Annotated in this window: 25 protein-coding genes and 1 tRNA gene; 13 read left to right on the top strand and 13 right to left on the bottom strand. The window is 71.1% G+C overall.

The window, feature by feature from the left end; translation table 11 throughout:
- Nucleotides 1-54 precede the first annotated feature (54 nt).
- Genes AXZ95_RS08690 through AXZ95_RS08670 form a run of 5 tightly spaced genes read right to left on the bottom strand, consistent with a single transcriptional unit; the run spans nucleotide 55 to nucleotide 5,707 of the window.
- A complete protein-coding gene (locus tag AXZ95_RS08690; protein WP_018190644.1) occupies nucleotides 55-825 on the bottom strand; it encodes a hypothetical protein in 771 nt (256 codons plus the stop codon).
- Nucleotides 813-2,519: a serine/threonine-protein kinase gene (locus tag AXZ95_RS08685; protein ID WP_018190643.1), complete on the bottom strand. Its 1,707-nt coding sequence runs from the start codon at nucleotides 2,517-2,519 to the stop codon at nucleotides 813-815. The genes AXZ95_RS08690 and AXZ95_RS08685 overlap by 13 nt, the downstream gene beginning before the upstream one ends.
- A gap of 5 nt (nucleotides 2,520-2,524) precedes the next feature.
- The gene (locus AXZ95_RS08680; protein ID WP_018190642.1) at nucleotides 2,525-3,820 is read right to left on the bottom strand and encodes an FHA domain-containing protein; all 1,296 of its coding nucleotides are present in this window, start codon (nucleotides 3,818-3,820) and stop codon (nucleotides 2,525-2,527) included.
- A 7-nt stretch (nucleotides 3,821-3,827) separates the two neighbouring features.
- The gene (locus AXZ95_RS08675; protein ID WP_018190641.1) at nucleotides 3,828-4,643 is read right to left on the bottom strand and encodes a protein phosphatase 2C domain-containing protein; all 816 of its coding nucleotides are present in this window, start codon (nucleotides 4,641-4,643) and stop codon (nucleotides 3,828-3,830) included.
- Nucleotides 4,640-5,707: a TerC family protein gene (locus AXZ95_RS08670; RefSeq protein WP_018190640.1), complete on the bottom strand. Its 1,068-nt coding sequence runs from the start codon at nucleotides 5,705-5,707 to the stop codon at nucleotides 4,640-4,642. The genes AXZ95_RS08675 and AXZ95_RS08670 overlap by 4 nt, the downstream gene beginning before the upstream one ends.
- Before the next feature lie 211 nt (nucleotides 5,708-5,918).
- Between AXZ95_RS08670 and AXZ95_RS08665 the strand changes: the two genes are divergently transcribed.
- The 6 genes from AXZ95_RS08665 to AXZ95_RS19605 all read left to right on the top strand — a co-directional run bounded on the left by AXZ95_RS08665 (nucleotide 5,919) and on the right by AXZ95_RS19605 (nucleotide 9,644).
- Nucleotides 5,919-6,146: a KTSC domain-containing protein gene (locus AXZ95_RS08665; RefSeq protein WP_020075013.1), complete on the top strand. Its 228-nt coding sequence runs from the start codon at nucleotides 5,919-5,921 to the stop codon at nucleotides 6,144-6,146.
- Between the two features lie 105 nt (nucleotides 6,147-6,251).
- Entirely contained in the window at nucleotides 6,252-7,067 is an 816-nt protein-coding gene (locus tag AXZ95_RS08660; RefSeq protein WP_018190638.1) for an alpha/beta hydrolase, read from the top strand.
- A complete protein-coding gene (locus AXZ95_RS08655) occupies nucleotides 7,064-8,464 on the top strand; it encodes a diguanylate cyclase (RefSeq protein WP_018190637.1) in 1,401 nt (466 codons plus the stop codon). Before AXZ95_RS08660 ends, AXZ95_RS08655 begins: the two co-directional genes overlap by 4 nt.
- A gap of 42 nt (nucleotides 8,465-8,506) precedes the next feature.
- A complete protein-coding gene (locus tag AXZ95_RS08650) occupies nucleotides 8,507-9,079 on the top strand; it encodes a helix-turn-helix transcriptional regulator (protein ID WP_018190636.1) in 573 nt (190 codons plus the stop codon).
- A gap of 1 nt (nucleotide 9,080) precedes the next feature.
- Nucleotides 9,081-9,449 carry a DUF6036 family nucleotidyltransferase gene (locus AXZ95_RS08645; RefSeq protein ID WP_018190635.1) on the top strand — a complete coding sequence of 123 codons (369 nt, stop codon included), beginning with the start codon at nucleotides 9,081-9,083 and terminating at the stop codon, nucleotides 9,447-9,449.
- A gap of 27 nt (nucleotides 9,450-9,476) precedes the next feature.
- A complete protein-coding gene (locus AXZ95_RS19605) occupies nucleotides 9,477-9,644 on the top strand; it encodes a hypothetical protein (RefSeq protein ID WP_166645308.1) in 168 nt (55 codons plus the stop codon).
- A 98-nt stretch (nucleotides 9,645-9,742) separates the two neighbouring features.
- Here AXZ95_RS19605 and AXZ95_RS08640 read toward each other — a convergent pair.
- From AXZ95_RS08640 to AXZ95_RS08630, 3 genes are all read right to left on the bottom strand, one after another.
- A tRNA-Glu gene (locus AXZ95_RS08640) sits at nucleotides 9,743-9,818 on the bottom strand.
- 74 nt (nucleotides 9,819-9,892) lie between these two features.
- Nucleotides 9,893-10,795 (bottom strand): diacylglycerol kinase family protein, encoded by a 903-nt coding sequence (locus AXZ95_RS08635; RefSeq protein ID WP_018190633.1) that lies wholly within the window; start codon nucleotides 10,793-10,795, stop codon nucleotides 9,893-9,895.
- A 76-nt stretch (nucleotides 10,796-10,871) separates the two neighbouring features.
- Nucleotides 10,872-12,977: a copper-translocating P-type ATPase gene (locus AXZ95_RS08630; protein ID WP_018190632.1), complete on the bottom strand. Its 2,106-nt coding sequence runs from the start codon at nucleotides 12,975-12,977 to the stop codon at nucleotides 10,872-10,874.
- 86 nt (nucleotides 12,978-13,063) lie between these two features.
- Here AXZ95_RS08630 and AXZ95_RS08625 point away from each other — a divergent pair, with 86 nt between their 5' ends.
- Complete coding sequence (locus AXZ95_RS08625; protein ID WP_018190631.1) at nucleotides 13,064-13,702, top strand: MBL fold metallo-hydrolase; 639 nt, start codon at nucleotides 13,064-13,066, stop codon at nucleotides 13,700-13,702.
- On the top strand, nucleotides 13,699-15,075 hold the full coding sequence (locus AXZ95_RS08620) for a deoxyribodipyrimidine photo-lyase (RefSeq protein ID WP_018190630.1): 1,377 nt from the start codon (nucleotides 13,699-13,701) through the stop codon (nucleotides 15,073-15,075). The genes AXZ95_RS08625 and AXZ95_RS08620 overlap by 4 nt, the downstream gene beginning before the upstream one ends.
- A 13-nt stretch (nucleotides 15,076-15,088) precedes the next feature.
- Here AXZ95_RS08620 and AXZ95_RS08615 read toward each other — a convergent pair whose 3' ends face one another.
- Nucleotides 15,089-15,352: a hypothetical protein gene (locus AXZ95_RS08615; RefSeq protein WP_018190629.1), complete on the bottom strand. Its 264-nt coding sequence runs from the start codon at nucleotides 15,350-15,352 to the stop codon at nucleotides 15,089-15,091.
- A 118-nt stretch (nucleotides 15,353-15,470) separates the two neighbouring features.
- Between AXZ95_RS08615 and AXZ95_RS08610 the strand changes: the two genes are divergently transcribed.
- The gene (locus tag AXZ95_RS08610; RefSeq protein WP_043742261.1) at nucleotides 15,471-15,659 is read left to right on the top strand and encodes a hypothetical protein; all 189 of its coding nucleotides are present in this window, start codon (nucleotides 15,471-15,473) and stop codon (nucleotides 15,657-15,659) included.
- A 63-nt stretch (nucleotides 15,660-15,722) separates the two neighbouring features.
- On the top strand, nucleotides 15,723-16,484 hold the full coding sequence (locus AXZ95_RS08605; RefSeq protein WP_231374389.1) for a nuclease-related domain-containing protein: 762 nt from the start codon (nucleotides 15,723-15,725) through the stop codon (nucleotides 16,482-16,484).
- 95 nt (nucleotides 16,485-16,579) lie between these two features.
- Here AXZ95_RS08605 and AXZ95_RS08600 read toward each other — a convergent pair whose 3' ends face one another.
- Nucleotides 16,580-17,458, bottom strand: coding sequence for a hypothetical protein (locus AXZ95_RS08600; protein ID WP_018190626.1), 879 nt, complete (start codon nucleotides 17,456-17,458; stop codon nucleotides 16,580-16,582).
- Nucleotides 17,459-17,543: 85 nt separating this feature from the next.
- Between AXZ95_RS08600 and AXZ95_RS08595 the strand changes: the two genes are divergently transcribed.
- Entirely contained in the window at nucleotides 17,544-18,509 is a 966-nt protein-coding gene (locus tag AXZ95_RS08595; RefSeq protein ID WP_018190625.1) for a Dyp-type peroxidase, read from the top strand.
- Here AXZ95_RS08595 and AXZ95_RS08590 read toward each other — a convergent pair.
- Complete coding sequence (locus AXZ95_RS08590) at nucleotides 18,419-19,366, bottom strand: EamA family transporter (RefSeq protein ID WP_231374387.1); 948 nt, start codon at nucleotides 19,364-19,366, stop codon at nucleotides 18,419-18,421. The genes AXZ95_RS08595 and AXZ95_RS08590 overlap by 91 nt on opposite strands.
- Before the next feature lie 39 nt (nucleotides 19,367-19,405).
- On the opposite strand from AXZ95_RS08590, the gene AXZ95_RS08585 reads away from it, so the two are divergent.
- Nucleotides 19,406-19,915 (top strand): MarR family transcriptional regulator, encoded by a 510-nt coding sequence (locus tag AXZ95_RS08585; RefSeq protein ID WP_018190623.1) that lies wholly within the window; start codon nucleotides 19,406-19,408, stop codon nucleotides 19,913-19,915.
- Nucleotides 19,916-20,040: 125 nt separating this feature from the next.
- Nucleotides 20,041-20,322, top strand: coding sequence for a hypothetical protein (locus AXZ95_RS08580; RefSeq protein ID WP_018190622.1), 282 nt, complete (start codon nucleotides 20,041-20,043; stop codon nucleotides 20,320-20,322).
- A gap of 15 nt (nucleotides 20,323-20,337) precedes the next feature.
- Here AXZ95_RS08580 and sufU read toward each other — a convergent pair whose 3' ends face one another.
- The gene (gene sufU, locus AXZ95_RS08575; protein ID WP_018190621.1) at nucleotides 20,338-20,775 is read right to left on the bottom strand and encodes a Fe-S cluster assembly sulfur transfer protein SufU; all 438 of its coding nucleotides are present in this window, start codon (nucleotides 20,773-20,775) and stop codon (nucleotides 20,338-20,340) included.
- Nucleotides 20,772-22,061, bottom strand: a complete 1,290-nt coding sequence (locus AXZ95_RS08570; RefSeq protein ID WP_018190620.1) for a SufS family cysteine desulfurase — start codon at nucleotides 22,059-22,061, stop codon at nucleotides 20,772-20,774. The genes sufU and AXZ95_RS08570 overlap by 4 nt, the downstream gene beginning before the upstream one ends.
- Nucleotides 22,062-22,138: the final 77 nt, after the last annotated feature.

Genomic DNA, 22,138 nt, shown 5'->3' with positions numbered 1-22,138 from the left:
GGAGCACTCCCCATGCACACCGGGCCGATCCCGCCGGGCCACGCGGGAAGCGCCTCAGTCGTCGGTGCCACGGTCCTCCCCGGATGCCGTCCGGTCAAGTGCGGCCTGGGCATCGGTGTCGTCGTGCTGGTCGAGCAGCGGTAGGTCTTCGACGCCGACCAGACGCGTCGTCACCGCGTACTCGACGAGCCGCGCCCGGCGGTTCGTCGCGAGCTTGCCGCGGCCGCCGCGCAGCCCGGCGACGCCGAGTTTGTCGAGCTTGTCGCAGACGTTGTCGAGCTTGCGGTTGAAGGTCGTCATGCTCCAGCCCAGGCGCTCGGCCGCCTCGGCGGAGGTCGGGATGGTGCCGCGGCCGGGAACGGTCTGCGTCAGGACTCCCTCGGCGAGAGCGACGATCAGTTGGCGCTGGCTGGTGGTCAGCGTCACCGGGAGGACGGTGGTGGAGCCGGCCGCCGCATCCACCTGGACCGCCGTGTTGAAGTAGTCCTCGTCGCTCGAGATGGTGAAGTCGTACGTCGTCGCACCCGCGCTGAACATCACGTGCATCGTCTGGAAGACGATCGGCAGCTTCGCTCCCGGTGCGAGCCAGGCCTGCATCGTTCCCGTCGCATCGGTGACCGTCGCGGTCAGCAGCGTGCCGACGTTGCTCAGCCACCACATCCCGTAATCGTGCCCGACGGTGAGGAAGCGGCGGTGCAGGTACGGGTTGTCGTCGATGGTGAGCTCGGCCTCGCGGCCGATCCCGAACTCTGTACCCGGCTCGACGCTGTAGAGCTCGCCGCAGAACTCGACCGTGAGCGGCTTCGCGGCGGTCACGGCGTGCACGCCTTCAGCTGCTCGGAGGTGCGGCCGGCGCGGACCGTCGCGACATCGATGCACACCGGGACGCCTGGCGTCAGATTCGTGAGGGTGACCTTCCGCTCCGCCGTGACGGACGGCCCGTTGGTCGTGCCCTCCTGCTGCCAGGTGAATTGGTCGTCCTTCTGCGCGTCCGCCGTCTTCCAGGTGAAGGTGGCGCTGGCGCCGTCCGGGGCGCGGACGGCCGAGACCAGCACTGGCGGCGGCACGACGGTGACAGCGATGCTGCCGCCGTCGCTCGGCTGCGCTCCGGGGCCGGTGGATGCGGAGGGAGCGGCGACGAGGTTGGCCACGACGGCCGCCGCGACCGCCAGGACGACGACCGCTGCGGCGCCGACGCCGATCCACGTGAGGAGGCGTCGACGCGGGTCGCGCGGACCAGTTGATGCGTCCTGGCCGGATGCGTCCTCCGCCCCGGACCGCGCCGTCCCGTCGCCCTCTTCGGCGGCCGGGCGCGATCGGAGGATGGTGTGCTCCTGCACGGGCTCGGCCGACGGGTTGTCGTCGGTCGTGGCGGAGCGCGCGGGCGGCTGCGCCGAGATGGGAACGACCCCGCGGATGCGGGTGGGCTCGGGCTCGGGCGCCGCGGGCGCGGCAGGGGCGGGCGGGCGCTCGGCAGAGGGCGCGTCGACCGTATTCGGCGCGGGCGCCGGCTGCTGCGCCCGGATCGTGGCCACCGACCGCGCGCGGGTCTCCTGCTCCCCGCCGTCCGCGGACGGTCCCGGCCGAGCATCGCCCACGCTGAGGTTCGGCACGTCGATGCTGGTCGGCGCGAGGCCGAGCTCCAGCTCGACGCGCTGCAGTGCCCGGGCGAAGTCGACGGCCGTCTGGTAGCGGTCCTCCCGGCGGGTCGCCATGCCCCGCCGCAGGACGGAGGCGAGCGACGCCGGCACATCCGGCCGGTCGAGCGGCGTGATCATCCCGCGCTCGATGCGCCCCATCAGGTCGAGGGTGCCGTTGGAGCGCCCGGGGACCTCGAACGGCGTCCGCCCGGCGAGGAGGGTGTGCACGGTCGCGGCGAGCGAGAAGATGTCGCTGCGCACATCCGGATCCGGGTCGTCCGAGAACATCTCCGGCGGCGACCACGGCACACTGAGACCGACGCTGCGGCTGCCGGAGGTCGCGGTGTCCGACGGCGAACTCCGCAGTTCGGACAGCGTCGTGGTGTGCACCGGCAGCTCCTCCAGCGCGGAGGCGATGCCGAAGTCGGTGAGCGCCGGCCAGCCGAGCGCGTTGGTGAGCACGTTCGCGGGCTTGATGTCGCGATGCAGGATGCCCGCCGCGTGGGCGGTCGCGACCGCGCTGGACAGCCGGACGCCGGTGCGCAGGGCGTCCTCGACGCCGATCCGCTCCCGCTTCAGCCGGTCGGCCAGCGACGGCCCCGAGCAGTACTCCATGACCAGGAAGGGGCGGTCGTCTCCGGCCACGCCCGCGTGGAAGATCGTGACGATGTAGGGATGCGCGGAGAGCCGGGCCATGACGTTCGCCTCGGCGACGAAGCGCGCGCGCGCCGACTCGTCCACGCCATCCGTCAGCAGCACCTTCACGGCGACGCTGCGCTTCGGCAGCTGCTGCTCGTAGAGGAAGACGTCCGAGAAGCCACCGGATCCGAGCAGGCGGATGAAGTGGAAGCCGTCGAGCTCGGGCGGCTGCGAGGCCATGCGCCTCATCCGGCTGCCTCGACGGTCAGCGTCGCCCCGCTGCCCAGGTCGATCACGGTCCCGAGGACGACCGTTGTCGGCTCGCCGCTGCGAAGCTTCTGCGGCGTCTTGCCGGGCAGGACGATCATGGTGCCGTTGCGCGAGTGCAGGTCGGTGACGACGACACTGTCGCCCTCGACCGCGACGGCGACATGGGAGCGCGAGATGTCGTCCTCGGCGGTGGTCAGCGTGACGGGACGTGCGCCGCGGAGTGCTGGCACGGCCGACACGCTCGGTGCGCGGCCGACGACGACCGGCGCCGACAGCGGCTCCCGGCGGCCGTCGGACAGCAGCACCGCGAACGTCTGCGGCGCGGGCTCGCGCGCAGGCTCCTGCTCGGTCTCCGTGGGTCGCGCACGCTGCGGCAGGTCGCCGCTCATGACGGTTAGCCCGTCGTGATCGCCCGCGAGGCGGCCGGCGGCCGGCGGGAAGGAGTCGGTGATGAAGCCGGGGAGGTCGATCTTCGGCGGGGCCGCGTCCTCCTCCTCCGGGCGGACGGCCGCGTCCTCGACGCTCCGCACCATCGTCGCCCCGAAGAGGTGGTCGTAGCCGGGCGCCTCGGACGGCTGCGCGGGCGCCGGGGCTGCGTCGGCGGACGGGACGTCGGTGAAGGTCGCCTCGGGGACGCGTGTATGCGGGTCGGGCTCGGCCGGCGCTTGCTCCGCGGGCGCGGGCTCGAACGCCTCGACGGCCGGTCCGGCGATCACCGGCTCAGGATCGACCTGCTCGGTGGATGCCGATTCGGAGCCGGCCGCGCCAGTGTCCACAGCCAGCGCGTCCACCGGTCCGGTCTCGCGCTCGCGACGCGGCGGGGCCGCGACGGTCGCGCCGACATCCTCCGTCTGCTCCGCGGCGGACCAGACCACACCGCCGGACCGCACGACGCCCTCCACGAGCGGGAGCGTCTCCCCCGCGGCGGCGCCCAGCGTCACGGCGGTCGCGTCGGTCAGCTGCGTCTCGACCCACGACGACACCCCGGAGGCCCGCACGGTGCGCTCGGGTCCGCCGTCCGCGATGGTCGCGCTGGCCGTACCCCGCACCGCCAGCAGCACCGGACCGGTGGATGCGTCCAGCAACGCGAAGGACGGCGTGCGGCTCAGCCCACCGGCGACCAGCGCATCCAGTGTCTCGGCGAAGCCCGCTCGGACCGCCTCGAAGAGCGCCCGCAGCCGCGCAGGGTCGGACTCGGCCACCAGCAGTGCCCGCGCACCCCCCGCGACGACCGCCCACTCCCCGGCTGCCGCCTGCTGCACTTCGAACACGGACGACCTACTCCCTCGGCTGCGTGTCTTCGAACTCCCGACCGCTGCCGTCGGCGCGTTCGCGCGTGTCGACGGGGGCCGGGGCGTCTTCCCCGGTCACCGATTCAACCACGATCACGGTGATGTTGTCGTGGCCACCGGCCTCGTTCGCCGCATCCACCAATGCGGACGCCGGGTCGGACGGCCCCTGCGCGAGGATCTCGGCGATCCGCTGATCGCTGAGCTCGCGCGTCAGTCCGTCGGAGCAGATCAGGAAGATCTGGCGGCCGGTCTCGGCGACGAGCCCGCTGTCCGTGTCCACGAAATCCTCGGCCCCGAGCGCGCGGGTGATGACGTTGCGCTCCGGGTGCACCGCCGCCTGCGCCTCGGTGATGAGGCCGGCATCCACCAGCTCCTGGACGGCGGAGTGGTCGACGGTCAGCTGCCGCAGCTGCCTGCCGTCCCACGCGTAGACGCGCGAGTCGCCGACGTTGACGACCATCCACTGCTCGGCCGCCAGCTCGGGCACGCGGACGCGGACGATCCCGGCGAGCGTGGTGCCCGCCACCGCAGCACCCGACTCATCGGCGCCCGAGAGCGACCGAACGGCGGCGTTCGCCTCGTCGATGGCGCGGATCACCTCGTCCGGTGTCGGCCGAGAGCCCGGCTGCAGCGTGCGCGCGAGGCTCTCCACGGCCGTCCGGCTGGCCAGGTCGCCGCGCGCGTGACCGCCCATGCCGTCGGCCACGACGAACACCGGATCCTGCGCCAGAGCGCTGTCCTCGTTGACGTGCCGGACCGCACCCGTGTCGCTGCGGACGGTCACGCCGACGAGAGAGCTCATGTGCGGGGGTCCTCCTGCGTGCCGTCGGCGACCGTTTCCTCGGCCTCGTCCTCGTCGGATTCGTCACCGTGAATGGCCTCGGCGACGCTGGTGCCGCTCATCCGCAGCTTCACCAGACTTGCAATCGTAGCGACAACCATGGCGCCGACGATCACCAGCAGCGAGGTCCAGGTGCTGATGTCGGGCGCCCACTCGATGTGCTCGCCGCCGTTGATGAACGGCAGCTCGTTCTCGTGCATGGCGTGGAACACCAGCTTCACACCGATGAAGGCGAGGATGAACGCGATCCCGTACTTGAGGTACACCAGCTTGTCGAGCAGGTGCCCGAGCAGGAAGTACAGCTGCCGGAGGCCCATCAGCGCGAACACGTTCGCCGTGAACACGATGAACGGGCTCTGGGTGATGCCGAAGATGGCGGGGATGGAGTCGAGGGCGAACAGCAGGTCGGTGGTGCCCAGGGCGATGAACACGATGATCAGCGGCGTGAACATCCGTCTGCCGTCCACCACCGTGCGCAGCTTGTTGCCGTTGTACTGGGTCGACACCTTCAGGTGCTTGCGGGCGAACTTGATGAACCAGGAGTCCTCCGCGCCCTCGTCGTCGTGCTTGCCGAAGGCCTGGTTGAACGCCGTCCACAGCAGGAACGCGCCGAACAGGTAGAAGATCGCGCTGAAGCTGGCGATCAGACCGGCCCCGAGCAGGATGAACACCCCGCGGAAGATCAGCGCCAGGATGATGCCCACCATCAGCACTTCCTGCTGATACTTCCTCGGCACCGCGAACCGGCCCATGATGATCACGAACACGAACAGGTTGTCGATGCTGAGGCTGTACTCCGTCAACCACCCGGCGAGGAACTGCCCGGCGTGCTCCGCATCCCCCACCACCAGCATCAGCAGGGCGAAGATCAGCGCCAGCGCCACGTAGAAGGCGACCCAGAGGGCGGACTCGCGCGGGCTCGGGATGTGCGGCCTCTTGAAGATGATCAGGAGGTCGAAGGCGAGGATCAGCAGGAGGACGACGAAGGAGCCGATCTCGAACCAGAGGGGAAGCGCGGTGTGCAACGGGGGACCTTTCGGAGGGCGCGGAAAAACACCGAAAGTCTCTCCTGCACCTCGTGGGTGCCGCTGTGCCCGGGTCCGCTGCCTCGCAGACCGTGTTGACGTGCACAGCGCCGACCGGGCACAGGTTCTCACCTGCCGCCGAGCCGTCCGGGATACTCCCCTTCGCTTCGGACATCCTAGTGCCGTCGGAGGTCCGGCGTAGGGTGCGGACGTGGAGCGGGTGGCATTCGACAGCACGGTGATCGCGACGGCGGGCTACGACCCGTCCGTGCGGACGCTCGAGGTCGAGTTCGTGTCCGGCGAGGTGTACCGCTACTTCCTCGTGCCCGCGCGGGTGTGGCGTGAGCTGCGCGGCGCCGAGTCGGCGGGCTCCTACTTCAACGCCGCAGTGCGCGACCACTACCCGGAGGAGTGGATGCCGGGCGGCGCGAAGGACTGACCGGCACGGCTCCCGGTCCCCTGCGAACCCGGATAGGCTCGGGATGCGGAGACGGCCCAGTGACGCCGGAGAGGGGCCGTTCCTCACACCGAGATGGGACCCGGGATGCTGCAACCGACCGAAGCTGTCGACGTCCGACGTCGCAACAGCGTTCGCGAGTCCGGTGATCCGTCCGGCCGCCCGATCGTCTTCGCGCACGGCTTCGGCTGCAGCCAGGAGATGTGGCGGCGGGTGGTCCCGCATTTCGAGTCCGACTTCCGGGTGATCGTCTTCGACCACGTCGGCGCGGGCGACTCCGATGTGAGCGCCTACGACCGGGCCAAGTACGACTCGCTTCACGGCTACGCCGACGACGTGCTCGAGATCTTCGAGGCCCTCGACCTCCGCGACGCCGTCTTCGTCGGCCACTCCGTCAGCGCGATGATCGGCGTGCTGGCCGCCAACCGCTCCCCCGAACGTTTCGGGCGCCTGGTGCTCGTCGGTCCGTCGCCGCGCTACATCGACGAGGGCGACTATGTGGGCGGTTTCACGCGTTCCGACATCGATGGCCTGCTCGACACCCTCGACGACAACTATCTGGGGTGGTCGGAGGCGATCGCGCCCGTCATCGCCGGCAACCCCGACCGACCGGAGCTCGGCGCGGAACTGACCGCGAGCTTCTGCCGGACCGATCCGGCGATCGCCGGCCACTTCGCCCGCGTCACCTTCCTCTCCGACAACCGCGCCGACCTCCCCGACGTGACCGTGCCGACCGTCGTGCTCCAGTGCGCGGAGGACGCGATCGCCCCCGGCCCGGTCGGGCGCTACGTTCACGAGCGAATCCCCGGCAGCGTGTTCGTCCAGCTGAACGCCACCGGCCACTGCCCGAACCTGTCCGGTCCCGATGAGCTGGCCGCGGCCATCCGGAGCTCGCTGGCATGACGGCGGAGGAGATCACGTCCGAGGGACCCGCCGCGGATGCGCTCTACGACCGCGCGCCCTGCGGTCTCGTCACGCTGACCGAGGGCGGCCGCATCCTGCGCGTCAACGCCACCTTCGCCGCGTGGACCGGTCGCCCGGCCGACGAACTCGTCGGGGCGCCTCTCACCGATCTGCTCGAGCCGGGAGCGCGGATCTTCTACGAGACCCGCTTCCTCCCCGTCCTCCATCTCCAGGGTGAGGTGCGTGAGGTCGCCCTGTCGTTGCGCACGACCCACGACGACGCCCTGCCCGTACTCGTCAACGCAGTGGTCGACGAGGCCGAGGCCGGCCCGCTCATCCATGTCGCCGTCTTCGACGCCAGTCGCCGCCAGGACTACGAGCGCCAGCTGCTCGCCGCCCGCCGCATCGCGGAGGGGTCGGAGGCGCGCACCCGCGTGCTCCAGAACGCGACCACCGCCTTCGGCGAGAGCGACACCGTGGAGATGCTGGCGCAGGCTCTGGCGGAGAGCGCGCAGCAGGGTCTGGGCGCGATGGCGGCCGCCGTCTTCCTCGACGACCACGAACCGCATCTGGTCGGAGGGACGGTCCCGCTGGATGCCGCTCTGCTGCCCGGCGGACTGCCTGCGCTCGGCGCGGTCGGACCCGCGCTCGCGACCTGGTCCGTGCGGGATGAGCTGGCGCACCCGGACGTGGCGACCGCCCTCCGCGCAGCGCGCCTCGACTCCATGCTGACCGCTCCCCTCGTGCACGCGGGCGCGGCGATCGGGACGCTGGCCTGCTACTTCTCGCGGCCGCCGGAGCTCGACGAGCATGCGGTCGAGCTGCTCGGCTCGCTGTGCCGTCAGGCGGCGCAGACCGTCGCCCGCCTGACGCTGCAGGCGCAGCTGGCCGCGATCGCCCTGCACGACCCGCTGACCGGGCTCGCCAACCGGGTGCTGCTCCGCAGCCACATCACGGCGAGTGTCGCCTCGGCGATGGAACGGCAGGAGCCGCTCGCCCTGATCTTCGTGGACCTGGACGACTTCAAGTCCGTCAACGACGAACTCGACCACACCGCCGGCGACACCGTCCTCAAGCTGATCGCCGCGCGCCTCGTCTCCGCGGTCCGCGGCGACGACCTGGTGTGCCGGTACGGCGGCGACGAATTCATCATCGTCTGCCAGAACACGGACCACGAGCGCGCCTCCGCGATCGCCGAGCGCATCCGCGTCGCGGTCAAGCAGCCCCTCCACGACGACGGCTGGCAGCGCGTCATCACCGCCAGCGTCGGCGTGACCGTGCATGCGGCGGGACCCGCTCGCGTCCTGAGCGGCCCGGAGCTGCTGCGCGTCGCCGACAAGGCGATGTACCGGTCGAAGGATCGCGGCAAGGACCAGGTCAGCGTCATCACGCTGTAGGTCACCGGCTGTTACACTTATCGGAAACGATAAGGAGGCCGGATGTCGATCGCAGAGATCGCCGGATCGGTGCGGCGCGCGCGGAGGATCCCGCAGACAGTCGTCGCATCGCGAACCGGTGAGGCCGCCTCCAACCTGTCGGTCATCGAGAACGGCCGCCGCTCCCCGCGCGCCGACAAGCTCGACAGCATCCTGCGCGCGTCGGATGCTCGGCTGGCCGCTATCCCGACCATCCGTCCCGGTGCGCTCGAGTCGAGTGCAGCCATCCGCCGCGAACTGCTGGGGTCGGACGCTTCCGCCGCGTTCCGCGCCTGGCTCACCTACAACGACGCTCTCGCTGCCGAGGATGCCGTCAATCGCGTCGTTCTCGCCGCGTTTCCTCCCGAACCGACCGGCAGCAGCCTGTTCGACGCGGCCCTTGCCGCGATAACCGAGTATCGCCTGTCAGAGACGCGGTCACCGATCCCGCCCTGGGTCGCAGAGGCGCCCACGCTCGATGAGCCGACCATCTTCGCCGGCTCGCGCTACGTGACTCACGTAGCTGCGGAAGAGGTTCCCGACGCATTCCTGCGCCGAGGCGTGTTGATTCCCGAAGCCACCCTGCGGAGCGTGTGACGTGAACTCTCTCGGTCGCGAGGACATCATCGTCGGGTTGCGCCAGGTCGTTCATGAGCTCCACGCCCGAGGAGCGCGCGCGACGATCAGGATCGTCGGCGGAGCTGCGATCATGTTGCGCTACTTCGAGGACCGTCGGATCACCCCCGATGTGGACGCGTCGATCAGCACGGACATCGATCTCGAAGAGATCGTCCGCACGATCGGAAACGCCCACGGCTGGCCGCTCGACTGGCTGAACACCGCTGCGGCAGGATTCATCCCTTTCGCCGGCGAGAATCACTGGGAGGCCATCCACGATGACGACACGGTCTCCGTGTGGGTGGCCACACCTCCGTGCCTGCTCGCGATGAAGCTGAAGGCGGCGTGACGAGGTCGTGACGACGATGATGTGGCGGTGCTCCTCGCGTACCTCGACATCGACACGATCGACGAAGCGGAGGCGGTGTTCGAGTCGCAGTACCCCGGTGAGCTTCCGCCGCAGCGCGCGTACGACATGCTCGCCGATATCCTCCGGATCGGGGTCCCCGAGATTCAGAGGCCTCCGGCGGTCGACCTGCGGTAGCCGTCGAGTCACCGGTCCATGCGTGGGAAGCTCCCGACGGCCCGGTTTGACCCAAGAAAAAAGCCCGGACGCCAGTCAGTGACTGGCATCCGGGCTGTTGGTGACCCCAGCGGGATTTGAACCCGCGTTACCGCCGTGAGAGGGCGACGTCCTAGGCCGCTAGACGATGGGGCCGTCTGGCAACTAGAAGATCATGCCACAGATGGGCGTGCTGTGCCAAAACGGGGACGGCGTCCCGGGCGCGTCGCTCAGGCGAGCACGCGGAGCGCGCCGGCGGCGACCGAGACCTCGATGGGGAGGGGTCCGATCCGCTCGCCGTCCGCGTAGGCGACGACGCCCTCCGCCTCGATCCGGACGGACGAGACGCGCAGGATGCTGACCTCCGGAAGGCCGGTGTGCTCGCCGCGGAAGACCTTCGGAAACATGCGGAGGAAGCGCACGCGCGACATCGGCCCGACGACGAAGAGGTCGAGGAGGCCGTCGGAGAGGTCCGCGTCCGGGACGATGCGCATCCCGCCGCCGAGCGACCGGTTGTTGGCGACCGAGACGAGCATGGCATCCACGTCGATCGTCCGGCCGTCGGCGTGGATGCGGTACGGCCGCGGTGTCAGCGTCGCCAGTTCGCGCAGCAGCGCGATGATGTACCGGCTGCGACCCCGCGGTCGCGACATCAGGTTGGCCCGCTCGTTGACGGTCGCGTCGAAACCGGCAGAGACGACGCAGCCGAACCACGTGGTCAGTTCGCCGTGACGGATCGTCCCCGCGTCGATCGTCCGCGGCTCGCGCTGCAGCGCATCCAGCAGCCGGTCGATGGCCGCCTCGGTGTCGTCGATCGGGATGCCGAGGCCGTCGGCGAGGTCGTTGCCGGTGCCGCTGGGGACGATGCCGAGCGGAGTGCCCGTGTTCGCGACGAGGTCGATGCCGAGGTTGGCCATCCCGTCGCCGCCGACCACGACGAGCGCGTCGGCGCCGTCCGCCAGCGCTCGGGCGGTCTCGCGACGGAGCAGCTCGATGTTCGCCTCCCCCATCGCGACGACGCGGTGACCGGCGTCGCGCAGACGCTCGATGACACGCGGGCCGACCTCGCGGCGATGGCCGAAGGACGCCATGGGGTTGACCGCGACGACCACGGCCCGCGGGAGTGCGGTCACGGTCCCGATGATGACACAGGGGCCGCCCCGTCTGCCGAAGGCGGGGCGCCGGTGCGTCGGAGCAGACGGCCGGCCGTCAGAGGCGGACGCGGCGCAGCAACTGGGCGTTGATCGCGACGACGATCGTCGAGAGCGACATGAGCACCGCGCCGAACGCCGGCGACACCACGATGCCGACCCCGATCGCGACACCGGCCGCAAGCGGGAGGGCGATGACGTTGTAGCCGGTCGCCCAGGCGAGGTTCTGCAGCATCTTCCGGTAGGTCGCGGCGGAGAGTGTGATCACCTTCGCGACGCCACGCGGATCGCTGGAGGCGAGGACGACGCCGGCCGACTCGATGGCCACGTCCGTCCCGGCGCCGATCGCGATCCCGACGTCCGCCTGCGCGAGGGCCGGCGCGTCGTTGACGCCGTCACCGACCATGGCCACGCGGGAGCCGTCCGCCTGGAGCCGTGCCACCGTCCCGGACTTGTCCCCGGGCAGGACCTCGGCGAACACCTCGTCGATGCCCAGCTGGGCGGCGACCGCGTCGGCCACGGCCTGCGCGTCGCCGGTCAGCATGGCGACGCGGACACCGCGATCCCGCAGCGACCGGACGGCCTCCCGCGACTCCGGTCGGACGACATCGGCGAGAGCGATCATGCCGGCGACGTGGTCGCCGCGCAGAACGTAGACGACGGTCTGCCCCTCGGTGGAGGCTCGATCGGCGGCCGTGCGGACGGCATCTCCCGGGGTCAGGCCGCCCTCGGTCAGCAGCCGGGGCGCGCCGACGGCGACCCGCTCGCCGTCGACGGTCGCGGCGGCTCCGCGGCCCCCCAGAGCCTCGAACCCGGACACCGGTGCGATCGTCAGGCCGCGCCGGCGCGACTCGCGGACGATGGCAGCGCCGATCGGGTGCTCCGCCGGCGCCTCCACGGACGCGGCGAGCGCCAGCAGGGCGTCGACGTCGCCGTCGTCGGCGACCACTGCGGCCACGCCCTGGCGGCCCTCGGTGAGCGTCCCGGTCTTGTCGAACAGCACGACGTCAACGCGGCGGGCGTCCTCCATGGCGTGCCGGTCGCGGATCAGCAGCCCGTTGCGAGCGCCGATGGCGGTGGAGATCTGGGCGACCAGCGGGATGGCGAGGCCGAGCGCGTGCGGGCAGGCGATGATGAGCACGGTCACGACCCGCTCGAGAATGAACGCGGGGTCGCCCGGCCGCAGCAGCGTCCACACGATCAGGGTGACGGTGGCGACGGCGAGCGCGACGTAGAAAAGCCACGCCGCCGCGCGGTCTGCGAGAACCTGGGTTCCGGACTTGCTTGCCTGCGCATCCGCGACGAGCTTCATGATGCCGGCGAGCGCGGTGTCGCCGCCCGTGCGCCCGACCCGGACGACGAGCGAACCGCTTCCGGAGATGCTTCCGGCGACGACCTGCTCCCCCGGCCCGCGTGTCACCGGCTTCGACTCCCCGGTGAGGAGGGACTCATCCAGATCGCTCCGGCCGTCGACGATCTCGCCGTCGGCAGGCACGGCCGCACCGGGGCGCACGCGCACCAGCTCCCCCACGCGCAGCTCGGAGACCGGCACGGAGACGGGCTCGGCGTGGATGTCGGACACCCGCTCGGCCGTGTCGGGCAGGAGCTTGGCGAGCTCGCCGAGCGCGTCCTGCGCGCCCATGACGGCGGACATCTCGATCCAGTGGCCGAGCAGCATGATCAGGATGAGGGTGGCGAGCTCCCACCAGAAGTCCATGCCCGGGAGGCCCAGGGTCACGGCGACGCTGTAGCCGAAGGCGACCACGATGGCGAGCGAGATGAGGGTCATCATGCCCGGCTGCTTGGCTCTCAGCTCGTCCACGGCGCCGCGCAGGAAGACGAGCCCGCCGTAGAAGAAGATGATGACGCCGAAGACCGCGGGGATGTACTGGCTGCCGGGGAATCGTGGCCCGTCGAGCCCGAGGATCTCCTGCAGACCCTGCGAGAAGACGAGGGTCGGGATGGTGAAGACCAGCGTCAACCAGAACTTCCGCTTGAAGATCGCGGGGTCGTGGCCCGCGTGACCGGAGTGGTCGTGCCCGGAGTGGTCGTGCGCCGCGTGATCGTGCTCCGCGTGACCGGAGTGGTCGTGCGCAGCGTGATCGTGCTCGTGATCGTGTCCGGCGTCGTCGTGGACCGTCGTGTGCTCGTTCTTCTCGTCCATGTCACTCGCAACAGTACCCCCTAGGGGTATATTCCTCAATCGTGTCGTCCTTGCATGCGCATCCCATCCGGTATTTCCTGGGAACCATGAGACTCACCAAGTTCGAGCACGCCGGCCTCCTCCTCGAGCAGGACGGACAGAAGCTGTTCGTCGACCCGGGCAGCTTCACCTCTCCCCTCACCGACACCGCGAACGCCGTCGCCGTGGTCATCACCCACGAGCACCCCGACCACTGGACCCCGGAGCAGCTGAATCGCGTTCTCGACCTCTCCCCCGACGTGACGATCTTCGGCCCGGAAGGCGTGGCCGCCGCAGCCTCAGACTTCGACATCACGGTGGTCCACCCGGGCGACACGGTGGAGGCCGGCCCGTTCACCCTCCGCTTCTTCGGCGGGCGCCACGCCGTCATCCACGAGAGCATCCCGGTGGTCGACAACGTCGGCGTGCTCGTCAACGACGTGCTCTACTACGCCGGCGACTCGTTCTCGGTGCCGGAGGGCGTCGAGGTGGATGTGCTCGCCGCCCCCGCGGGCGCACCCTGGATGAAGATCGCCGAGACCATGGACTACGTGCTCGCGGTGAAACCGAAGCGGGCCTTCCCCATCCACGAGATGGTGCTCTCGCGCGCCGGCAAGGACATGTCGAACGGACGCCTGACCTGGGCGACCGAGCAGAACGGCGGCACCTTCTACCCGCTGGAGCCCGGCGACTCCCTCGACCTGTGAGCGAACGCCCCGCGGTCGTCTGGTTCCGCGACGACCTGCGGGTCGCGGACAACCCTGCCCTGCACGCAGCCGTCCAGACGGGCAGCCCGGTGCTCTGCGTCTTCGTCTGGGACGACGAGACGCCGGAGCTCCGCGCTCCCGGCGCCGCCAGCCGGTGGTGGTTGCATCACAGCCTGGCGTCGCTGACCGAGTCGCTGGAGCGCCTGGGCGCCGGGCTCGTTCTGCTGCGCGGGCGGAGCGAGACCGTCATCGAGACGGTGCTGCGGGAGACCGACGCATCGGCGATCTTCTGGAACAGGCGGTACGGCGGCGCGGAGCGACGCATCGACGAGGCGGTGAAGACCGCGGCGCGTGCCTCCGGCGTCGTGGCGGCGAGCTTCGCCGCCACCCTCCTCTTCGAGCCGTGGACGATCCGGACCGGCCAGGACACCCCGTTCTCGGTCTACACGCCGTTCTGGCGGACCTGTCTCGCGGCCCCTGCGCCGCGGAAGCCGGGGCCGGCGCCGCGGGGAGTGCATGGCGGAATCCTGCCCCGGTCGCTCGAGACCGTGACGCTCGACGAACTCGGGCTGCTCCCGACGCATCCCGACTGGGCCGGCGGCCTGCGCGAGACGTGGGAGCCGGGCGAGAAGGCGGCGCACGCACAGCTGAAGCACTTTCTCGCCGACGATCTGAGTGACTACCGCGAACAGCGCGACGTACCCGGTGTGGACGCGACCTCGCGGCTCTCTCCCCGGCTCCGCTGGGGAGAGCTCAGCCCCCACCAGGTGTGGCACGCGACAATCGAGAAGCGTCAGGGCGCGACGGCGCAGAGCGCGTCCACCTTCCTCTCGGAGGTCGGCTGGCGCGAGTTCGCCTACCACACGCTCTTCGAGCACCCGGATCTGGCGACCGTGAACATCCATCGCGAGTACGACTCCTTCCCGTGGCCGCGGCTGCATCCGTCTGCGCTGCGGGCCTGGGAACAGGGTCGCACCGGCGTGCCCCTGGTGGACGCGGGGATGCGCGAACTGTGGAGAACCGGAGTCATGCACAACCGGGTGCGCATGGTGACCGCGTCGTTCCTGATCAAGAACCTGCTCATCGACTGGCGCCACGGTGAGCAGTGGTTCTGGGACACCCTGGTCGACGCCGACCCCGCCAACAACGCCTTCAACTGGCAGTGGGTCGCCGGAAGCGGTGCGGACGCCGCGCCGTACTTCCGCATCTTCAACCCGGAGCTGCAGCGACAGAAGTTCGACCCGCGCGGCGACTACGTGCGCCGCTGGGTTCCCGAATGGGACACCCCCGACTACCCCGAGCCGATCGTCGACCTCGCGGAGACGCGTCGCGCGGCCCTCGCCGCCTACGACGTGGTCAAGCGCTCACGCTGACGCGAGCGAGCGCTCAGCGCCCGTGCTCGGCGAGGATCTGGTCCACATCGATACTGCGCAGCAGCGCCTCCCAGTCGATCGCGCGCGCCTCGTCGGCGACCTCCTCGTCGGCGAGCACCCGTCCGGAGCGCTCGACGACGACCCCGCGCGGCAGCATCCGGTTGAGCTCGGCCAGGATGGCGTCGTCCACCGCCTCCGTGTCGAAGTCGGCGCCGACGCGCGCGTAGTAGTCGCCGGACAGCGTGTAGGAGACGATCCCGGTTTCAATGCGGCTCATGTGCCGCATGCTAGCCCGTCCCGGCTGCGAATCGTCAACCGGCTCCCGATCCGGCGGCGGGCGCGGGCCAGGGCGGCGGGCGTGGGCCGGCGCGACCGACGCGGGTACAGTGCGCGGCATGACCGATCGATCGGATGACACCGCAGCACCCCGCGACGCCGACGAGCTCACCGACGCCGTCAGCGACCTCGGCAAGACCGACACCGACCGCCTGGAGACGGTGCAGGAACGGAACGAGTCGCTCGAGGAACGCCTCCCGGACAACAGGGACCTCCCCCGCACCCACGGCACCCCCGGGCAGGGGTAGCCGCGTCGATCCGTCCCCGACCGGGGACTGGGGCACCGCCCGCCGGCTCGATACCGTGGCCGGATGAGTACACAGCGGATGCGCGACCGCGCCCCCGGGACGGCCGTGATGGAGCAGGTTGTGCGGCTGCAGGAGGCGTCTCCGCCGCGCTCACCGCTGGCCCGCGCGTTCGGGATGGACCCGCTGCCGGCCGACGCCCAGCCGTGGTTCGCCGGTGCGCTCGGAGAGCGTCAGGTCGGCGCGACGCTCGCACGGCTTCCCAAGGGATGGAGCGCGTTCCACGCCGTCCCGGTCGGCTCCGGCGAGGCGGACGTCGACCATCTCGTCGTCGGCCCGGGCGGCGTGTTCGTCGTCAACACCAAGCACCACCGCGGCGCGCGCCTGGCGGTGTACGACCGGTCGGTGCTGGTCAACGGCGTCAAGCAGCCGTACCTGCGCAACTCCGATCTCGAGGCCTCGCGCGTGCGCGGGCTTCTGCTGCGTGCCGGGATCGAGGCGCCCGTCCACGCGGTGATCGTGGTCGTCGGCGCGAAGGAGGTGCGCCTCCATCGCAAGCCGGTCCGCACCGCCGTGGTGCGCTCGGAGTCGCTCGTGCGCTGGCTCACCCGCCGGCCGGCGGCTCTGGATGACGAGACCGTCGCGCGGGCGGCTCGCCTGTTCGACGACCCGGCCAGCTGGCGGGCCGTCGAGTCGCCGGGCGACACCGCGGAGCGCTTCGGCGCGATCGAGCGCGAGGTGCGCAGCGCGCAGCTGGTGCGCGCCGGCTGGGGCCTCGCCGCCGGCCTCGGCCTCCTCGCCGCCGCCCTCCCGTTCCTCCCCCACTGACGGTCCCACGCCGACAGCTCCTGAGTTTTTCCGCGTTTTCGACGAAGAAAGGCCGAAAAACTCAGGAGCCGTTGGTGTGGGAGGCGCCGCGGGGGTCAGGCGAGGTGCGCGGTCGTGCGCATCGTCAGAGTGACGGCTCCCTCCGCCTCGGCGAGGTCGAGCTGGATGTCGGCGCCGGTGAGCTCGGTGAGCGACCGCAGGTGGGTGCCGCCGCACGGGATCTCGACAACGCCCTCCGGCAGCTCGGCCCGCCAGCGGCGCCGGTCGCCGAGACCCTGGCGAGCGCCCTCCCGCACGATCGAGATTGCGGCGCCGCTCGCGATCCAGTCGGCGAGGGTGCGATTCGCCGCGGCGGTCACCTCGTCCAGGTGCGCGGGGAGGTCGGCGGCCGCGAAGCCCTTCTTCCGCAGGCTCTTGCCGATGCGGTACTCGTCCAGCGAGCCGCCCCCGAGGATGCGCGAGCTGGTGATCGCAAGCTGGTCGAAGTTGGGGCGACCACGACCGTCGACGGCGACCTCCTTCGTCCACAGGCCGGCGAGCGCGTCGTTCAGCGCGAGCGACGCCAGATGGCAGGCGGTGTGCCCGGCGGAGAGGGCTCGGCGTCGGGCCGGGTCGACGCTGACGGCGACGGCCGCTCCCGGCTCGATGCCCGCAGCATCCTCGACCAGGTGGCACACGACGAAGGCCCAGCCCTCGGTCCCGGTGCGCACCGGCGCGTCACCGACGTACAGGGTGGTGCCGTCGGTCGCGCCGACCACCGCATCCACCACCTCGTAGGCACGCCCGTCGAAGGTCAGAGTCCCGGCGTCGGCGGGCTGATCCGGCCACACCGGGTCGATGGGATGGAACGCGGTCCGGTCGAGCACCACGGCCGAGCGGCCGTCGGGCAGAGGCTGGACGAGGACGACGGTTCCGGTGGAGGTCAGGTCGCCGTCGGGATAGGTGACGGCGGTGTCGATGGAGGGCAGACTCATCCCCCCAGCCTAGGTCGGCGCAGACGGCACGCCCGCGCGTCCGCCCGAGTGGCGACGCGACGCCCCGATACGGCAGCATGGCGGCATGGCGAACACCGGCGACCAGCCCTGGCAGCGCGTCCCCATCGATCCGCAGAGCGTCGACGCACCCCTGTCGCGCGCTGCCGTCTTCCTCGTGGTGACGGTCAACGACACGCCGGAGGCGCTCGCCACCGTGAAGGACGTGCTCGGCGGCATCACCGACCAGGTGAAGACGGTCGGATTCCGCGACCTCGGTGCCCGGCTCTCGTGCAACGTCGGCATCGGCGCCGCCCTCTGGCCGCGCCTCACCGACACGCCCCTCCCGCGCGAGCTGCACCCCTTCCGCGAGATCGCCGGATCGGTCCACACGGCCGTCTCGACGCCGGGCGACCTGCTGTTCCACATCCGCGCCGAGCGGAGCGACTTCACGTTCGAGCTGGAGCGTCAGCTCCTCGACTCCCTCGCCGGCGCCGTCGAGGTCGTGGATGAGGTGGTCGGGTTCCGCTACTTCGACGCCCGCGACCTGCTCGGCTTCGTCGACGGCACCGCCAACCCTGCGGGCGGCGACATGACGGAGGCGACCGTCGTCGGCGACGAGGACCCGGAGCACGCGGGCGGCAGCTACGTCGTCGTGCAGAAGTACCTGCACGACCTGGGCGCCTGGAACCGGCTGCCCGTGCCGTCGCAGGAGGGCGTGATCGGCCGCACCAAGGTCGAGAACATCGAGCTGGACGACGCCGAGCACGGCCAGAAGTCGCACAAGACCCTCGCGACGATCGTCGACGAGGCGGGGGTCGAGCACGACATCCTGCGCGACAACATGCCGTTCGGACGCCCGGGGCACGGCGAATTCGGCACCTACTTCATCGGCTACTCCCGCGCGCTCTGGGTGATCGAGCGGATGCTGGAGCGGATGTTCGTGGGCGACCCGGAGGGCAGCTACGACCGCATCCTCGACTTCTCGACCGCGGCGACCGGCTCGACGTTCTTCGCGCCCACCCGCAGCTTCCTGGAGTCCCTCGGCAGCTGACCGGCCTTCGGCAGCTGACCGAGCGCAATGCCGGCCAGCACGATCGCGAGTCCGAGCAGCTGCCGCCCGCTCAGTGCCTCCCCCGCGACCAGTGCGCCGAGCACCACGCCGGTGACGGGGTTGAGCAGCCCGATCAGTCCGACCGTTCCGGCCGGCAGGTGCCGCAGACCCGCGAACCACGCGACGAACGCCAGCGCGGTCGCCACGACCGTGACGTAGGCGAATCCGGCGATCGCCGCGCCGTCCAGGGCCGGAGGCGTGCCTTCGACGATCACGGCGACCGGCAGCACGAGCAGTCCGCCGGCCAGCAGCTGCCAGGCGGTGGATGCGACCAGATCGACCGCTCCCCAGCGCGTCGCGAGCGCGTAGCCGATCGCCGAGCCGACCAGGGCGGTCACCGCGAGGACGACACCGAGTCCGTCGACGGCGTCCGCTCCCCCGAACAGCATGAGTGCGACGCCCACGATGCCCGCCGCACCTCCCGCGAGTGCCAGCGCGCGCGGCCGCTGCCCGAGGATGACCCGTCCGGCCGCCATCATCACGAGCGGCGACGCCGCCATGACCGTCGAGGCCACGCCGGAGGGAAGCCGCTGTGCGACCGCGTAGACCAGCGCGAAGAAGCCGCCGGTGTTCAGCACCCCCAGCACGGCGGACCGCCACCACCACGCGCCGTGCGGACGGCGACGGCTGATCGCCAGCAGGATCACCCCTGCCGGGAGCGCCCGGATGACGGCTCCCCAGAGCGCCTCGTCGGGCAGCACGGCCCGCGTGACGACGTAGGTGGAGCCCCACGCGACGGGCGCGATGGCGGTGACGAGCATCCATCGCCAGGTCGCGGCGAACCGATTATCTTCCATGGAAGCTACTTTAGCTTCCAAGGAAGGTATTGTGAAGGGATGGAGCAGGAAACCGGAGAGCAGACCGACGCCGTCGCGCGCATCCAGGCCGAGTGGGGCCGTGAGCGTCCCGACCTCGACCCGTCGCCGCAGGGCATCATCGGCCGACTGCACCGGGTCGCCGCCCGGCTCACCGACGAGCTGGTGGCCGTCTACGAGGCGCACGGGCTCGCCGAGGGCGACTTCGACGTGCTCGCCACCCTGCGCCGCGCGGGCGCGCCCTACGAGCGGACCCCCGGCGACCTGGCCGACCACACCATGATCACGACCGGCGGCATGACGAAACGCATCGACAGGCTGGAGCGTGCCGGCCTCGTCACCCGCCGCGTCTCCGAGACCGACGGCCGCGGCCGGGTCGTCGCGCTCACCCCACGCGGACGCGAGGCGATCGACGCGGCGTTCACGGATCACCTCGCCAACGAGCACCGCCTGGTCGACGAGCTGAGCCCGCGGGATGCCGCCGAGCTCGAACGCATCCTCACCGTCTGGCTCTCCCGGCTGGAGCCCTGACCGGTACCGGAAGCACCCGCGGAAGACGCCCCGACACACCTCCCGCGTAACGCGACGCAGGTTTTCGCAACAGGTCGTCATCTTCATGGCGACGGCGCCCGGCCACGCGGTACAAACGGTCGATCATGTCGCGCATCTTCACGAGCAAGTTCAGTCCGGGACGGGCCCGCTGGGAGCTGGTCGTCAGCCCGCAGGGCGACGTGTACGCCTTTCCGCTCACCCTGCCGCTCGCTCAGCGGCAGGTGCTGGGCGGCCATCGCCGCTACCTCGTGGGACGCGTCACGCGGGGCGCCCAGGCGTGGACGGCCGCGGGCCCCTCGGGGCTCGTCTACGGCACGACGTTCCCGTCGCTGCCGTCCGCGCTGGAGGCTATCGCCGACGAGGTGGACCTGGCACCGGTGCCGTGACGGCGACCGCTCCGATCAGGCGGACTTGAGCAGCGCGTCCTCGAGGGCCACCCATGGCAGCATCGCGCACTTCACCCGCGTGACGTACTTGGAGACGCCGGCGAGGGCGACCGCGTCGCCGAGCAGTTCCTCGTCGCCCTCCAGTGCGCCCTTCGAGTGCATGAGCTCGCGGAAGGCGGCGATGGATGCGGACAGGCGCTCGCGGTCCACCTCCTCGACCAGGTCGCTCAGCAGCGACGCAGAGGCCGTCGAGATCGAGCAGCCGTGCCCCTCCCAGCCGATCGAGAGGATGCGCCCGTCGGCCGCGGTGCGCACGCCGACCGTCACCTCGTCGCCGCAGGTGGGGTTGAACTGGTGCGAGGTCGCGGCCTCGTCGCCCGCGATGCCGTAGCCGTGCTTCTCGCGGGCGTGATCGAGGATGACCTGCTGGTACAGGTTCTGCAGGTCGCTCATCGGACTCCTCCGCTCGTGACGCCGAAGAAGGCGCGGGCGTCCGCGATCGCCTCGACGGCCGCATCCACCTCGTCGGCGGTGTTGTAGAGATAGGTGCTGATGCGCGTGCTGGCGGTCGCGCCGAACCGGCGGTGCACGGGCTGCGCGCAGTGGTGGCCGACCCGCACCGCGATGCCGCGGTCGTCGAGGAACTGGCCGACGTCGTGCGCATGGATGCCGTCCACCACGACGCTCGCGAGGCCGACCCGCGGCACACCGGCACCCGGGCCGAGCACGCGCACGCCCTCGACCCCGTCGAGGCGGGCGAGGAGCCGCTCCCCCAGGGCCTCCTCGTGCGCTTCGATCGCGGGCATTCCGACCGCATCGAGGTAGTCGACGGCGGCGGCGAGGGCGACGGCCTGCGACACGCGCTGAGTCCCGGCCTCGAACCGCTGCGGTGCCGGGAGGTACTCGGCGCCCTCCAGCGTCACCTGCGTGATCATGGAGCCGCCGGTGAGGAAGGGCGGGAGGGCGTTCAGCAGCTCGCTGCGGCCGTAGAGGGCGCCGACGCCGGTCGGGCCGAGCATCTTGTGGCCCGAGAACACGGCGAAGTCGACGTCCAGAGCGGGCAGGTCGACGGCCAGATGCGGGACGGACTGGCAGGCGTCCAGCACGACGAGCGCGCCGTGTTCGTGGGCCAGCGCGACGAGCTCGGCGACGGGGCTGATGCCGCCGAGCACGTTGGAGACGTGCGCGAACGCGACGACCCGCGTGCGCGGGCCGATAATCTCGGCGGCCTGATCGAGCCGCAGCATCCCGTCGTCGGTCAGGCCGATCACGCGCAGGGTCGCGCCGGTGCGCGCGGCGAGCTCCTGCCAGGGGATGAGGTTGGCGTGGTGCTCCGCCTCCGTCACGACGAGCTCGTCGCCCGGGCCGAGACGGAAGCGCTCGGCCGCCGCGCCACCGCGTCCGAGCGAGGCGTTCGACATCCCGTACGCCAGCAGGTTGATGCCCTCGGTCGCGTTGGAGGTCCAGACCAGTTCCTCCGGCTGTGCGCCGACGAAGCCGGCGACGCGCGCCCTGGCGTCCTCGAACAGCTCGGTCGCCTCGCCCGCCACCGTGTGCGCCCCGCGATGCACGGCAGAGGTGAAGCGCTCGGCGAACTCGCGTTCGGCGTCGAGCACCTGGCGCGGCTTCTGCGACGTGGCGCCGGAGTCGAGGTAGACGAAGGGGTGCCCGTTCACCTCTCGCGAGAGGATCGGGAAGTCCGCACGGAGGGCGGCCGCGTCGAGAGTGTCGGTGCTCATACGGGCGTCAACGTTACCGGCGCCGACTTCAATCCCGCTGAGTGTGTCGTTCGGTTCGCGACCGCCGGCGACGTCCC

The sequence above is a fragment of the Leifsonia sp. 115AMFTsu3.1 genome (assembly GCF_004362795.1).
In the GTDB taxonomy this organism is placed as follows: domain Bacteria; phylum Actinomycetota; class Actinomycetes; order Actinomycetales; family Microbacteriaceae; genus Leifsonia.
The sequence above is the reverse complement of the archived record's forward strand: the minus strand, read 5'-3'. Positions and strand labels throughout refer to the sequence as shown.